Source organism: Budvicia aquatica DSM 5075 = ATCC 35567, from assembly GCF_000427805.1.
GTDB lineage: Bacteria > Pseudomonadota > Gammaproteobacteria > Enterobacterales > Enterobacteriaceae > Budvicia > Budvicia aquatica.
This window is the reverse complement of the sequence record NZ_ATYS01000005.1, coordinates 1-13442: the sequence shown is the minus strand read 5'-3', so window position 1 is coordinate 13442 and position 13442 is coordinate 1. Positions and strand designations below refer to the sequence as shown.

Below are 13442 nucleotides of genomic sequence, written 5' to 3'. Positions count from 1 at the left end.
ATAGGAAAGGATTATTCCACGATGAATAGCGGCTTACCAGTCATCTCTGGTGGAATTTCCATACCCATCAGGCTTAGCATGGTTGGAGCAAGGTCTGATAACTTGCCACCTTCCAGTGTTTTAGCCGGTTTCCCGACATAAATAAGCGGAACTGGCAAGCTGGTATGAGCCGTATGAGCCTGACCAGTTGCAGGATCGCGCATTTGTTCCGCGTTACCATGGTCTGCCGTTACTAGTAGTTGACCACCGACTTCTTTAACCGCTTGAACTACTTGGCCAACGCATGCATCCAGCGTTTCAACTGCCTTGATTGCCGCATCATAAATACCGGTATGTCCGACCATATCACCATTTGGGTAGTTACAGATAATCGCGTCGTACTTACCACTCTTAATGGCACCAACCAATTTTTCTGTCAGCTCAGCTGAACTCATTTCCGGCTGGAGATCGTAAGTCGCGACTTTAGGGGAATTGATCAGAATACGGTCTTCACCAGTAAATGGTTCTTCAACACCACCATTATAGAAGAAGGTGACATGAGCGTATTTTTCAGTTTCAGAGATACGTAATTGGGTCTTATCGTGCTTCATTAACCACTCACCAAACGTATTGTTAAGTGATTCCGGTGGGTAAGCGCACGAGGCTTTAATATCCGCCGCGTATTCAGTTAACATCACAAATTCGCCAAAGTTAACCACGCGATTACGTTTAAAACCGTCAAAGTCAGGGTTAATAAATGTACGGGTGATCTGGCGTGCTCGGTCGGCGCGGAAATTCATAAATATTAAGGTGTCACCATCTTGCATTGCTGCAGAAGGTTCGCCTGCTTGTTGAATTACCGTTGGTTTGACGAACTCATCATTTTCATCGCGCGCGTAAGCTGCTTGTAATGCGCTTACTGCATTATCTGCAGTAAACTCACCTTTAGCATCAACCATCAGGTCATAGGCTAACTGTACGCGGTCCCAGCGGTTATCACGATCCATTGCGTAGTAACGGCCAATGATGGTGGCAACCCGGCCAGTACCCAGTTTTTTAAATTCATCAGTGAATCGTTTCAGTGTTGATTCCGCACTACGGGGTGGGGTATCGCGACCATCCAGGAATGCATGCAGGTAGACAGCCTTAGCGCCGCGTTTTGACGCCAGTTCAATCATCGCTAAGATATGGTCTTCATGGCTATGTACGCCACCAGGTGACATTAAGCCCATGATGTGCACGGCTTTGCCTGCAGCAACCGCTTTATCAACGGCTGAGGTTAATGTGGCATTGGTGAAGAAGTCGCCATCTTTAATTTCTTTATCTAAACGGGTCAGATCCTGATAAACGATACGACCGGCGCCAAGGTTAACGTGACCTACTTCAGAGTTACCCATTTGGCCATCAGGTAAACCAACGTCTAATCCCGAAGCCGCGATGAGAGTGTGTGGATAATTTTTCCACAATTCGTCCATGACCGGCTTTTTTGCATTAACAATGGCGTTGTCTTGTTGCTCTTCACGATGGCCGTAACCATCAAGAATCACGAGTACTATTGGTTTTTTTACGGTCGACATTACAATAACCTCTTAAATAACATCATATTAAAGTTTATGGCTCGTAGTATCTTTATACCACGTTAAGAAATAGGAGGTAACGATAGGTGCTATAGACATCGTCATTTACATTAATTTTACTACAGTCAGAAAAAAATAAGCGTAAAAATCAGACATTGGTATCTGTTTTTGCTATTTTTCAATGTATGTAGTCCTGACTCTTGATAAAATTCTTAGAGATGCACCGTATTTTCTACAATAGTGTCGGTATATTTGGCTGTAATTGATGCGGTGCGCAGGTATACTCCATAACCTTAATTATAAATCCCAAAACAGCGAGAGTCGTTATCCTCCATGATGGAACAAGCTATTCAATTTGTTACTGCCCACCCAATATTGAGCTTTGCTTGGGTTGGGTTACTGGTCGCCGTAATTTTTACGACATTTAAGACTACACTTTCAAAAGTAAAGGAAGTGAGTAATTCAGATGTTACCCGCCTTATTAATTCCGAAGAGGCTGTGGTTGTTGATACCCGTACTATTGATGAGTTCCGTAAAGGGCACATTGTTGGTGCTATTAACTTAACGCCAACGGATATCAAAAACGGTACGTTAGCCGTTTTAGATAAACATAAAGAGCGTCCGGTTATCGTTCTTTGTGCTAATGGAACCAGTGCAAGAGCGCCGGCTGATGCGTTAGTGAAAGAAGGTTTTACACAGGTTTATATACTGAAGAATGGTTTGTCTGGCTGGACCGCAGATAATTTACCGTTAGTTCGTGGTAAATAATAAATTTGTGCAGGCGCAGTCCAGCGTTCTTTTTTAATACATTCCGGATGGTTGCTTTAGGCTAAAGCCTTACGGCAACATTAAAAGGACATTTAACTTACAAGGTAATATTCATATGTCAGAACAAAGTAGCCCAGAAATGGCTTTTCAAATCCAGCGTATTTACACCAAAGACGTCTCTTTTGAAGCTCCTGGCGCACCGCTTATTTTCCAAAAAGAGTGGGAACCGGAAGTGAAGTTGGATTTAGATACGGCCTCTAATCAGCTGGCTGATGGTGTATTTGAAGTTGTTCTTCGCGTTACCGTGACTTCAGCATTGGGCGACGATACTGCTTTTCTATGTGAAGTGCAGCAAGCTGGTATTTTCAATGTGACAGGCCTTGATGATTCACAAATGGCACATTGTTTAGGTGCATATTGCCCGAATATTCTGTTCCCTTATGCCCGTGAATGTATTACTAGCCTAGTTTCTCGCGGAACCTTCCCTCAGTTAAATTTAGCTCCGGTTAATTTTGATGCGCTGTTCATGAATTATTTACAACAGCAAGCCGAGGCCGAACAAGGTGCAGCTGCACCGCGTCAGGACGCGTAATGAAACAGGTCGATATGACTGTAATCGGTGCCGGTTCATACGGCACCGCATTAGCCATTACGCTAGCGCGTAATGGTCACTCTGTCGTGTTGTGGGGGCACGATCCCAAACATATTAATACGCTACAACAAGATAGAAAAAATCAGGCTTTCCTTCCAGACGTAACCTTCCCCGATAATCTACAGCTTCAAACAGACCTCCAACTGGCTATTAGTGCCAGTCGTGACATTTTGGTGGTTGTACCAAGCCATGTGTTTGGGAATGTTCTTCGTCAGATTAAACCTTATTTAAAATCTGATGCTCGTATTGTCTGGGCAACTAAAGGATTGGAGGCGGATACCGGCCGTTTATTGCAAGAGGTCGCCAGAGAAGCTTTGGGCGATGCTATCCCGCTCGCCGTTATTTCCGGGCCCACGTTTGCCAAAGAACTGGCTGCAGGTTTGCCTACGGCTATCGCGGTGTCTTCATCGGATCCTACTTTTACTGACGATCTGCAAAAACTTTTACACTGCGGTAAGAGCTTCAGGGTGTACAGTAATCCTGACTTTATCGGGGTGCAGCTTGGCGGTGCGGTAAAAAATGTGATCGCAATTGGCGCCGGAATGTCAGATGGTATTGGCTTTGGTGCTAACGCTCGTACTGCATTGATCACTCGTGGATTGGCTGAAATGAGCCGTCTGGGAGAAGCCTTAGGTGCTAAACCTGCCACATTTATGGGCATGGCTGGCTTAGGGGATTTGGTGTTGACCTGTACTGATAATCAATCCCGTAACCGTCGTTTCGGTATTATGCTGGGCGAAGGTAAAAGCGTCGATGAGGCTCAAAAGCAAATCGGGCAAGTGGTTGAAGGTTATAGGAATACTAAAGAGGTCTGGATATTGTCTCAACGCTACGGCGTAGAAATGCCAATTACAGAACAAATATATCAAGTACTTTACGCTGGCAAAGATGCTCGTGAAGCGGCGATAGCGTTACTTAGCCGAACCAGTAAAGACGAAAAAACAACAAATTAATTTATATCATGACCTGTTTTACTTTATCAGCGTCAATGGTGTGAGCAGGAGCCGGAATGTCATTAGAATCAACACAAGTCTGGAATGAAATTAAAGTTGAAGCGCGGAAATTGGTGGAGTGTGAACCAATATTAGCCAGCTTTTTCCATTCGACGCTCTTGAATCATGAATTTCTGGGTAATGCTCTTAGCTATATTTTGGCCAATAAATTGGCCAGTGCAACCATGCCGGCAATCTCCGTCAGAGAGATTATCGAAGCCGCTTTTAAGTCAGACAGTAATATGATTGAGTCTGCGGCACGCGATATTTTAGCCGTGCGTCAGCGTGACCCTGCGGTTGATAAATATTCCACCCCGCTGCTTTATCTGAAAGGTTTTCATGCTTTACAGGCCTATCGGGTAGGTCATTGGCTTTGGCAGCAGAATCGTAAAGCCCTGGCTATTTACCTTCAAAATCAGGTTTCTGTCGTATTTGGCGTAGATATCCATCCGGCTGCTCGTATTGGCTGCGGCATTATGCTGGACCATGCCACCGGTATTGTTATCGGCGAAACGGCGGTGGTTGATAACGACGTATCGATTTTACAGTCAGTGACTTTAGGTGGTACCGGTAAAGAAGGCGGAGATCGACATCCTAAGATTCGTGAAGGCGTTATGATTGGCGCCGGCGCTAAAATTTTAGGTAACATTGAGGTCGGTCGCGGAGCTAAGATTGGTGCTGGCTCCGTGGTTTTACAGGAAGTACCTCCCCATACTACCGTCGCGGGTGTTCCTGCGCGCATTGTTGGTCAATCAGGCAGTGATAAACCATCAATGGAAATGGACCAGAACTTCAATGGCCTAAAAGAAGATATCTAATCTGACAACGACGCTTAGCTTAAGCGTCGTTGTGTTATTCCCTTCCAACGCGTCTGTAATTCATCTAGAACGCATTACTCTTTATGCAGGGCGCCTGAGTAACCTAATTGCCTCCACGCTTCATATACAACCACTGAGACCGCATTTGATAAATTCATGCTGCGGCTATCCGGTTGCATAGGAATACGAATTTTTTGATTCTTCGGCAGGCTATCCAGTATCTCCATCGGTAACCCCCGAGTTTCCGGGCCAAACAGCAGGTAATCTCCGGCCTGATAAGTAACCGCACTGTGTGCAGGCGTTCCTTTAGTCGTTAGCGCAAAAAGGCGTGCAGGGGCTTCATTTAAGATAAATGCCTGATAGTTTTTGTAGCGCTTGATGGCTGCAAATTCATGGTAATCCAGCCCGGCACGACGGAGCCTTTTATCATCCCAAGTAAAACCTAGTGGTTCAATCAGATGCAACTGAAAGCCAGTATTGGCACATAAGCGGATAATATTACCGGTATTTGGTGGTATTTCTGGTTCGAATAAAACGATATTTAACATGCGCCCCCCGATTAGAGAGGCGCAGAATAACAGAAATTAAGCATCGCTAGAACTAGCGAGAATAGAGTGGTAGCCAAATAGTCAAACGCAGGCCGCCCAAGGGGCTCTTATCCGCTTTAGCCCATCCGCCATGTTGGCTGATGGCTGATTCGACAATGGCAAGGCCTAAACCAGAGCCTCCGGAGTTACGATCCCGTGCTTCATCCGTGCGGTAGAACGGCCTGAATATCTGCTCGCGGTCTTCTTCTGCAACACCCGGACCATCATCATCAACATGAATCTCAATGCCTTGATCGTCACAGTGAAAAGTCACGACAATATGATTATGCGAGTAGCGGAATGCATTGCGAATAACGTTTTCCAGGGCGCTGTCTAGCGCAGTCCGATTGCCAAAAATTGGCCATGGCCCCGGAGGTACGGCTATTTCCAATTTTTTATCGGTGTGTTCAGCTTCAAATTTTGCATTATCCAGTACATCAGCCCATAGCTCATTAGCTAACAGGCGTTCTCTGGAGATTTCACTTTTATACTGATTGCGTGAAAGAGCCAAAAGATGATTGATCATGTTATCCAGACGCTGAGCTTCAGTTTCTATTCTGGCCAGTTCTTTGAATTCGCCATGACGCCGGCGCATTAAGGCTGTGGCTAATTGAAGGCGGGTTAACGGAGTGCGTAGCTCATGAGAAATATCGGATATCAGACGCTGTTGGGCTTTTACCATTCGATCAAGACCGCTGACCATTTGGTTAAAACTGGCTCCTGCCGCGCGAAATTCCAGCGGGCCAAACTCCAGCTCGGGCGATTCTTTAAGGTTACCTCTGGCGACTTCATCGGCGGCCTGTTTAAGCTTGCGAGCCGGTTTTGCCAGACTCCATGCCAGCCACAATAACAGCGGAATGCTGATTACCATGGTAACTGCCAGCATAAGTAACGGGCGGTCAAATAACAGGTTAATAAAATCGGACTGAGGGCTGTTAGCCGGGCGCATTAAATAAAGCTGATAATGCTCTTCTCTATCGCGGACAGAGAACGGGCCCAGCATTTCGAGCAGGCCATATTTTTTCTTCATCGGATAGTCAGCGTTATCGGCCTGACCGATGAAGTTACGCACCATCTGCATTTCATTACGTTTGAGAACGCCGACAATCCGGCCTTCACTGGTGACTAAAAGCATCCGCTGACCGGGTGGAGACCACTTTTCAATGGTTTGGAGTAATCTGCGCCACCACATGAGGTCGCTGTTTGGCGTACTGGCCAGTTCAGCTTCAACGTGCTGCTCTAGCATTGTTCCCTGGCGGCGTTCGTTATCAAGCACTGGTGCCAACTGGCGGGAATCCAGTTTAGGCACCATTAATACCACCATTAACACCAGCGTTAATGTCAGCCAGAAAATCGCAAAAATGCGGGTTGTCAGGCTATTAAGGGTTATCATGTTACGGTCACCATCAGATAGCCGCGCCCGCGCAGGGTTTTAAACCAAGGTAGCCCGTCATGGCGTTCAGGGAGTTTGCGCCTTAGGTTTGAAATATGCATATCAATGGCGCGGTCAAACGGGGTTAATCGTTTCCCCAGCACTTCCTGACTTAAATATTCGCGGGAAACAACCTGACCTAAGCGCTGTGCTAACAGATAGAGTAAAGTAAATTCTGTACCGGTGAGGTCCAACGTTACGCCGTCAAAGCTGGCTTCCTGACGCCCCGGATTCAGACGCAGTTTATCAACTTGTAATGTATTAGAACTGTTTTCAGGTTCTTGTTGCTGCTCACTCCAGTTTGAACGTCTTAGAATTGCACGAATACGAGCAATTAATTCACGATCGTTAAACGGTTTTGGCAGGTAATCATCGGCACCCAGTTCAAGGCCCAGAACGCGATCTAATTCACTGCCGCGGGCCGTAAGCATAATGACCGGAGTTTGGTAGTTTTGGCGTAACTCTTTTAATGTATCAATGCCATTTTTCTTTGGCATCATAATATCGAGTAACAGTAGGTCTACACTATCGTCCATCATACTTATTGCTTGTTCACCATCATAAGCAACAATAACGTCGAATCCTTCTAACTCTAGCAATTCTTCTAATAATGACGTGATTTCACGATCGTCATCAACAAGCAATATTTTACTCATAATGTTTCCTCCGGCAGCAAAATTACTCGATTAGATGGCGGTATTCCATGACTTTACACACATTTACATGCACTGACGCTAGTTTTCATCCGGTGCAGTAGACTCTCTTCATCGGTTCAACATAGCGAAGTTTGCGGAGAGTATGATGCGTAAAGTAAATACCTTAATTATGGCATCAATGTTAGCACTGAGCACATCAACAGTGTTGGCTGCAGAAGCAAAACCGTCTGAGCTAATAAATTCTAGTCCTGTTTCTACGGATAACGGTGAAGCAATGAAGCATCACAAAGTGATGCATAAGCATGGCATGTTTGACGGTTTAAATCTAACCGAAAAACAACGTCAGCAAATGCGTGACCTGATGCGTCAGAATTATCACGACGCGATGCCAAAGATGCATATGGACAACATAGAAGCGATGCATAAATTTATCACCGCTGACAAATTTGATGAAGATGCTGTTCGTGCACAGGCTGAGACCATAGCTAAAGCACAAATAGAACGGCAGGTAGCATCGGCAAAAGTTAATAATCAGTTTTATAACTTATTAACGCCGGAGCAGAAGGCTAAATTTAATCAAAACCATGCAGAAATGATGGTGAAGATGCAAAAGAATTTAGACCAAATGCTGAAGTACCAAGAACCAAACCCGCAGTAATTGTATGTAGTTGTATGTAGTATCCTATGATGTATGTTTTTCCTTGCCTTAGACACCATCCATGTCTTCCCCGCCATTGACGGCGGGGNTTTTTTTGTCTAAAAATCGCTATACTAACGGCTAAATAAGTCAGGTTTGGGGATTAGGTAGTGATTGAACAATACGGGCGATTAGTCAGGCGAGCAGCAATATGTGCCACTCTGACAGCATCTGTTTTGCTATTAGTTAAAGTTATCGCTTGGTGGTTAACCGGTTCAGTCAGTTTACTGGCGGCCTTAGTTGACTCGTTTGTTGATATCGCCGCTTCGTTAACAAATTTACTGGTTGTGCGCTATTCCTTGCAGCCTGCCGATCATCAGCATACTTTTGGTCACGGTAAGGCTGAATCATTAGCCGCGCTGGCACAAAGCATGTTTATCAGCGGTAGTGCGATTTTTCTATTTTTAACCGGTTTCCAGCATTTAGTTAATCCTCAGCCGATAAAATTCGCCGGTGTAGGTATTGCCGTCACTCTTATTTCTTTAGTCACAACCCTTTGTTTGGTGACATTTCAGCGTTGGGTAGTAAGAAAGACGGAGAGTCAGGCTATTCGTGCAGATATGTTGCATTACCAGTCTGATATTTTTATGAACGGTGCGATCCTTATTGCTTTAGGCCTGAGTATGTATGGTTTTCTTCATGCAGATGCTATTTTTGCTCTGGCTATTGGCGTATATATTTTATATAGCGCACTTCGTATGGCTTACGATGCGGTACAGACCTTGCTCGATAGGGCCCTGCCTGACGAAGAACGGCAAGAAATTATGAGAATTGCGCTATCCTGGCCCGGAATTATCGGCGCTCACGATCTGCGTACCCGACAATCTGGGCCGACTCGATTTATTCAGATGCATGTGGAAATGGCAGATGAGTTACCTTTAATTGAGGCTCATCAGATTGCGGATAACGTTGAGAAGGACATTCTTAAGCATTTTCCAAATTCCGAAGTTATTATCCATCAGGATCCCTACTCGGTTATTGCCCAGTAAGATAAGCTGAGCTATCGCTTTTCCGTCTTGTACTATTATTAGTGAAGTATAGCCAGATAAGTAAAAGCATTAATTATTATTATCTGGTATAAATTATTACTGTTTTTAACATAAACTGAATCAATTCAGCAGTGGGTTTTTGCTATACTCTTTGAGAGTTGGTGATAACGTATCTATCTGAAATAAGGCCTGATAGCTTATCTGACCGGAATTACCCTACAAATTGTTCCGGTATGTTTGGCTTGTTGCAGTGAGCCTCAGTATTTAGGCCTGATTTACGTTTACTCAGTCTCTCCGCCATGCACGTCATGGCATTATCGTAAAATGATTTCTAAAAATAACAGCTGTTAGTTTAGAGGTAGTCATGATCAAAAGAATCGGCGTTTTAACGAGTGGTGGTGATGCACCGGGGATGAATGCAGCCATTCGTGGTGTAGTAAGAGCTGCGCTGTCTGACGGTTTAGAAGTTTTCGGTATTTATGATGGCTATCAAGGGCTGTGTGAAGACCGTATGGAACAGTTAGATCGCTATAGCGTATCCGACGTAATCAACCGCGGCGGGACTTTTTTAGGTTCTGTTCGTTACCCTGGATTCCGTGATCCTGCCGTGCGTGAAAAAGGTATTGCTAATTTACGCAAGAGAGAAATTGATGCACTGGTCGTTATCGGTGGTGACGGCTCTTATATGGGCGCAAAACTTCTGACAGAAGAAGGCTTTCCGTGCATTGGTTTGCCGGGAACAATAGATAATGATGTTGCAGGAACCGATTATACCATCGGCTTTTTCACCGCTTTGGGCACCGTGGTTGAAGCCATTGACCGTCTACGGGATACCTCATCATCGCATCAGCGGATCTCTATTGTTGAAGTGATGGGGCGTCACTGCGGTGATTTAACTCTAGCTGCGGCTATTGCCGGTGGCTGTGAGTTTATTGTTCTGCCTGAAATTGAGTTTGATCGCGATGATTTAGTTTGTGAAATCATGGCAGGAATCAGCAAAGGTAAAAAGCACGCTATCGTGGCAATTACCGAACATATTTGCGATATCGATGAGTTAGCCCGTTATATTCAGGAAAAAACTCAGCGCGACACCCGAGCGACCGTATTAGGTCACATTCAGCGCGGTGGCTCACCGGTTCCTTATGACCGGATTTTAGCTTCACGTATGGGGGCTTATTCCATTGAGCTTCTGCTTCAGGGCTACGGTGGTCGTTGTGTTGGTATCCAGAATGAAAAAATGGTTCATCATGACATTATCGATGCCATTGAAAATATGAAGCGTCCGTTTAAAGGCGACTGGCTGAAAACCGCGAAGAAGCTATTTTAAACCATCGTTTTATGGCCTGTTAATATCAAACAGATATGAAAAAGCCCCGCAATTCACATTGCGGGGCTTTTACTATTGTAGAGAATTACTTCGCTTTCTTAGCGGCTGCGGCTGCTTTTACAATCACAGCAAACGCGTCAGCTTTTAATGATGCGCCACCGACTAATGCGCCATCGATATCTGGCTGAGAGAAAAGTTCTGCAGCATTGTCTGCGTTGACTGAGCCGCCGTATTGAATGATAACTTTAGCTGCGGTCTCCGCATCGTGCTTAGCAATATGATCGCGGATAAATTTGTGAACAGCCTGCGCTTGCGCAGGCGTTGCTGATTTACCCGTGCCGATAGCCCATACTGGCTCATAGGCAATAACAGTATTCTCAAATACTTTAGCACCCATGGTTTTTAATACCGCATCCAGCTGTTTTGCACAGACGGCTTCAGTCTGGCCTGCTTCATTTTCTGCTTCAGTTTCACCAATACACAGAACCGGAACTAAGCCCGCTTCTTTTACTACGGCAAATTTTTCAGCGATTAGCTCATCACTTTCTTTGTGGTAAGTCCGGCGCTCTGAGTGACCGATAATGATGAATTTTGCACCAATATCTTTCAGCATATTGGCAGAGGTTTCGCCAGTAAATGCGCCAGACAGATTGATATCAACGTTTTGTGCACCAAGTACAATTCTTCCACCGGATAACTGATGTTTAGCCTGATCCAGATAAATGAACGGCGGGGCGATAGCAACATCACAGCCATCGACGCTGCTCAGTTCATTGCGCAAACCGGTAATTAACTCATTGACCATATTTTTATTGCCGTTGAGTTTCCAGTTGCCCATAACTAATGGATGACGCATATTTTTTCTCCAATCAGATTGTACAGTAATACTTAAATTACAGTGGGTTAGATGTTTCAGATATAAAATTAATTGTCAGGACGGTGTCCATGCTGTTTTACAGTATAGAGCGACTCAGAGCATAAGGCTTGGCTTTTATTTATTAGTGCATCTTTACCTTACTTATTTGTCAGATAGCGACAGCTTAATCGGTTCAATAGCGAATGTTATACCTTTTTCATTATGATCGGCTATAACAAAGCGTAGGGTACCTTCAGTTTGCTGATAAAAGGGCGCACCTTTGCCTTTTGCCAGTAATTCTGTTGCTTTCTGCTGGCTTTTTTCTGCGGTCAGAGTGGGTTCAAACAAATTGATAAATGCCGCAATGTAGTTTGTTAAAGTAGCCCTGTTGATTTTTTCAGTTTTAGCCAATGTTTCGGCTTTTTCAGTTTTTTCTTCCGTCGGCTCTGCGGGTATATAGGTCAGTTGTAAACTACGAATAGTACGTTGATTTTTATCCAGTGCCACTGATGAATACAGGGTGCTATTGATTCTGCTGGCTGCCCGAGTCAGGGGGGACTTCACTTCCGGTGTTTTTATTGGTTTATACTCGGCCAGTGCCATATGAGGATAAGCCGCATTGAATTTTTCTCTGAATTGGGCGGCAGTGAGATTAAAAACCGGAGCATCCTCTCTGAGATAAGGCGCGACAACCTGTTCTGCACTGGTGGCTGCTTTAGGCTTTTCGGACACGGGAGTATTATCCGCCAGCACGGCAGTACTGAACGTTACAGCCAGAATAATTGCACTACATGCACTACATGCACTACAGATGACGGATTTTGCCAAAGGATTTGTCCCGATCGAATGAACGTTATACCTGATACTGATTAAAACCGGTTGTCAGTAGCTTGTCAAAATACGGCCATAAAATATTCAATTTTAGTGACCACCATCATCCGATAGCTACTTACCAGTATTGCTCACTGGTTATGTGCCCGGGCTTCCGGCGCAGGTGTTTTGTCATATGACGCTGTTCTTTCAACAATTGTTGGGTATCTTTTACCATTTGCGGGTTACCGCACAACATCACATGGCTGCTTTCAGCATTGATGGGCAAACCGATGCTGGACTCTAGCTGACCATCTTCAATCAGGGCGGGTACTCTTCCAACCAGTGAACCCTTTGCCTGTTCGCGGCTGACCACCGTTTGAATGCGTAACTTGCCGTTATATCGGTTCTCCAGCTCACGCATTAGCGGCAGATAGCTTAAATCTTTGCTGTAGCGGACGGCATGGACGAGAACGATATGTTTAAAGCGTTCCAGGTCAATGCCTTGCTGAAGAATGGACAAGAACGGGCCAATGGCTGTTCCGGTAGATAGCATCCACAGGGTCTCGCAGTCAGGAATTTCTTCTAAGACAAAGAATCCGGCCGCATCTTGAGTGATCAATAATTGATCGCCGACCTTGAGTTGATGCAGCTTAGGGCTGAGTTTTCCGCCGGATGCGGTGACCAGATAAAATTCCAAATCGGGGTTATCCGGTGAGTTCACGTAAGAATAGGCTCGTTGTACACGTTCACCGTTGATATCTAAAGCAAGTTTAGCAAATTGCCCGGCGGTAAAAGGGCGTACCGGTGCATGAATGCGTAAGCTAAATAAATCATCTGTCCAGTTGTCGATGTGTACTACGGAACCTGAAACCCAATCAGCCATGAACTTATTCCTCTTAGAGAACGTTTTGTTTAGGACTTTATCTTTTATTTGTTACTACTGGCTCGAGATTCTGTTTTTAGCTGAGCCGAGGCTGAAGAGTATCATTTATTCGTGACAATTCTGAGAGATTTACAGTGAAAAATAATTTTGTTATCAAGACCTAACCCTCATTTTTTCTGGGGATACATTGTTTATTTGACCTATATATAACCATCTTGATGGTTTTATCTACGATCGCCAGTAGGAATATGGAAAGAGGTTGACGTTAAGATAAAGCAGCAGTAACATTCGCCCCGCTTCATCGGCGAGTAGCGCAGCTTGGTAGCGCAACTGGTTTGGGACCAGTGGGTCGGAGGTTCGAATCCTCTCTCGCCGACCAATTTTAAGAAACCTGCTTTCGAGCAGGTTTTTTTACG

The 13442-nt window shown here is 44.9% G+C and carries 14 protein-coding genes and 1 tRNA gene; 8 read left to right on the top strand and 7 right to left on the bottom strand.

Annotated features, from left to right (window positions below):
- Positions 1-11 precede the first annotated feature (11 nt).
- On the bottom strand, positions 12-1556 hold the full coding sequence (gene gpmM / locus YWE_RS0103345) for a 2,3-bisphosphoglycerate-independent phosphoglycerate mutase (RefSeq protein WP_029093245.1): 1545 nt from the start codon (positions 1554-1556) through the stop codon (positions 12-14).
- A gap of 336 nt (positions 1557-1892) precedes the next feature.
- Here gpmM and YWE_RS0103340 point away from each other — a divergent pair, with 336 nt between their 5' ends.
- The 4 genes from YWE_RS0103340 (at position 1893) to cysE (ending at position 4786) form a co-directional block, all read left to right on the top strand.
- The gene (locus YWE_RS0103340; RefSeq protein WP_099044314.1) at positions 1893-2324 is read left to right on the top strand and encodes a rhodanese-like domain-containing protein; all 432 of its coding nucleotides are present in this window, start codon (positions 1893-1895) and stop codon (positions 2322-2324) included.
- A 115-nt stretch (positions 2325-2439) separates the two neighbouring features.
- Positions 2440-2916 carry a protein-export chaperone SecB gene (secB, locus tag YWE_RS0103335; protein WP_029093243.1) on the top strand — a complete coding sequence of 159 codons (477 nt, stop codon included), beginning with the start codon at positions 2440-2442 and terminating at the stop codon, positions 2914-2916.
- Entirely contained in the window at positions 2916-3929 is a 1014-nt protein-coding gene (gpsA, locus tag YWE_RS0103330; protein WP_029093242.1) for an NAD(P)H-dependent glycerol-3-phosphate dehydrogenase, read from the top strand. The genes secB and gpsA overlap by 1 nt, the downstream gene beginning before the upstream one ends.
- 56 nt (positions 3930-3985) lie before the next feature.
- Positions 3986-4786, top strand: coding sequence for a serine O-acetyltransferase (gene cysE, locus YWE_RS0103325; RefSeq protein ID WP_029093241.1), 801 nt, complete (start codon positions 3986-3988; stop codon positions 4784-4786).
- 74 nt (positions 4787-4860) lie between these two features.
- On the opposite strand, the gene trmL is transcribed toward cysE, so the two are convergent.
- The 3 genes from trmL to cpxR are packed head-to-tail and all read right to left on the bottom strand — an operon-like array spanning position 4861 to position 7461.
- Entirely contained in the window at positions 4861-5334 is a 474-nt protein-coding gene (gene trmL / locus YWE_RS0103320) for a tRNA (uridine(34)/cytosine(34)/5-carboxymethylaminomethyluridine(34)-2'-O)-methyltransferase TrmL (RefSeq protein WP_029093240.1), read from the bottom strand.
- A 52-nt stretch (positions 5335-5386) separates the two neighbouring features.
- The gene (gene cpxA / locus YWE_RS0103315; RefSeq protein WP_029093239.1) at positions 5387-6766 is read right to left on the bottom strand and encodes an envelope stress sensor histidine kinase CpxA; all 1380 of its coding nucleotides are present in this window, start codon (positions 6764-6766) and stop codon (positions 5387-5389) included.
- Positions 6763-7461 carry an envelope stress response regulator transcription factor CpxR gene (cpxR, locus tag YWE_RS0103310; protein WP_029093238.1) on the bottom strand — a complete coding sequence of 233 codons (699 nt, stop codon included), beginning with the start codon at positions 7459-7461 and terminating at the stop codon, positions 6763-6765. The genes cpxA and cpxR overlap by 4 nt, the downstream gene beginning before the upstream one ends.
- 145 nt (positions 7462-7606) lie before the next feature.
- Here cpxR and cpxP point away from each other — a divergent pair, with 145 nt between their 5' ends.
- From cpxP to pfkA, 3 genes are all read left to right on the top strand, one after another.
- Positions 7607-8119 carry a cell-envelope stress modulator CpxP gene (gene cpxP, locus YWE_RS0103305; RefSeq protein ID WP_029093237.1) on the top strand — a complete coding sequence of 171 codons (513 nt, stop codon included), beginning with the start codon at positions 7607-7609 and terminating at the stop codon, positions 8117-8119.
- 149 nt (positions 8120-8268) lie between these two features.
- On the top strand, positions 8269-9147 hold the full coding sequence (gene fieF / locus YWE_RS0103300; protein WP_029093236.1) for a CDF family cation-efflux transporter FieF: 879 nt from the start codon (positions 8269-8271) through the stop codon (positions 9145-9147).
- A 364-nt stretch (positions 9148-9511) separates the two neighbouring features.
- On the top strand, positions 9512-10474 hold the full coding sequence (gene pfkA / locus YWE_RS0103295; protein WP_029093235.1) for a 6-phosphofructokinase: 963 nt from the start codon (positions 9512-9514) through the stop codon (positions 10472-10474).
- Positions 10475-10559: 85 nt separating this feature from the next.
- On the opposite strand, the gene tpiA is transcribed toward pfkA, so the two are convergent.
- The 3 genes from tpiA to fpr form a co-directional block, all read right to left on the bottom strand.
- Positions 10560-11330 (bottom strand): triose-phosphate isomerase, encoded by a 771-nt coding sequence (gene tpiA, locus YWE_RS0103290; RefSeq protein ID WP_029093234.1) that lies wholly within the window; start codon positions 11328-11330, stop codon positions 10560-10562.
- Positions 11331-11492: 162 nt separating this feature from the next.
- Complete coding sequence (locus YWE_RS0103285) at positions 11493-12158, bottom strand: DUF1454 family protein (RefSeq protein WP_051323162.1); 666 nt, start codon at positions 12156-12158, stop codon at positions 11493-11495.
- A 121-nt stretch (positions 12159-12279) separates the two neighbouring features.
- A complete protein-coding gene (gene fpr / locus YWE_RS0103280) occupies positions 12280-13026 on the bottom strand; it encodes a ferredoxin--NADP(+) reductase (protein WP_029093232.1) in 747 nt (248 codons plus the stop codon).
- A 302-nt stretch (positions 13027-13328) separates the two neighbouring features.
- On the opposite strand from fpr, the gene YWE_RS0103275 reads away from it, so the two are divergent.
- Positions 13329-13405: transfer RNA gene (locus tag YWE_RS0103275), tRNA-Pro, on the top strand.
- The last annotated feature ends 37 nt before the right edge of the window (positions 13406-13442 follow it).

Excerpts from the sequence above, each read along its gene's own strand:
- cysE (WP_029093241.1), top strand. The coding sequence starts at position 3,986 with ATGTCATTAGAATCAACACAAGTCTGGAATGAAATTAAAGTTGAAGCG.
- YWE_RS0103340 (WP_099044314.1), top strand. The coding sequence starts at position 1,893 with ATGGAACAAGCTATTCAATTTGTTACTGCCCACCCAATATTGAGCTTT.
- pfkA (WP_029093235.1), top strand. The coding sequence starts at position 9,512 with ATGATCAAAAGAATCGGCGTTTTAACGAGTGGTGGTGATGCACCGGGG.
- secB (WP_029093243.1), top strand. The coding sequence starts at position 2,440 with ATGTCAGAACAAAGTAGCCCAGAAATGGCTTTTCAAATCCAGCGTATT.
- cpxA (WP_029093239.1), bottom strand. The coding sequence starts at position 6,766 with ATGATAACCCTTAATAGCCTGACAACCCGCATTTTTGCGATTTTCTGG.
- tpiA (WP_029093234.1), bottom strand. The coding sequence starts at position 11,330 with ATGCGTCATCCATTAGTTATGGGCAACTGGAAACTCAACGGCAATAAA.
- gpmM (WP_029093245.1), bottom strand. The coding sequence starts at position 1,556 with ATGTCGACCGTAAAAAAACCAATAGTACTCGTGATTCTTGATGGTTAC.
- cpxR (WP_029093238.1), bottom strand. The coding sequence starts at position 7,461 with ATGAGTAAAATATTGCTTGTTGATGACGATCGTGAAATCACGTCATTA.
- cpxP (WP_029093237.1), top strand. The coding sequence starts at position 7,607 with ATGCGTAAAGTAAATACCTTAATTATGGCATCAATGTTAGCACTGAGC.
- fpr (WP_029093232.1), bottom strand. The coding sequence starts at position 13,026 with ATGGCTGATTGGGTTTCAGGTTCCGTAGTACACATCGACAACTGGACA.
- gpsA (WP_029093242.1), top strand. The coding sequence starts at position 2,916 with ATGAAACAGGTCGATATGACTGTAATCGGTGCCGGTTCATACGGCACC.
- trmL (WP_029093240.1), bottom strand. The coding sequence starts at position 5,334 with ATGTTAAATATCGTTTTATTCGAACCAGAAATACCACCAAATACCGGT.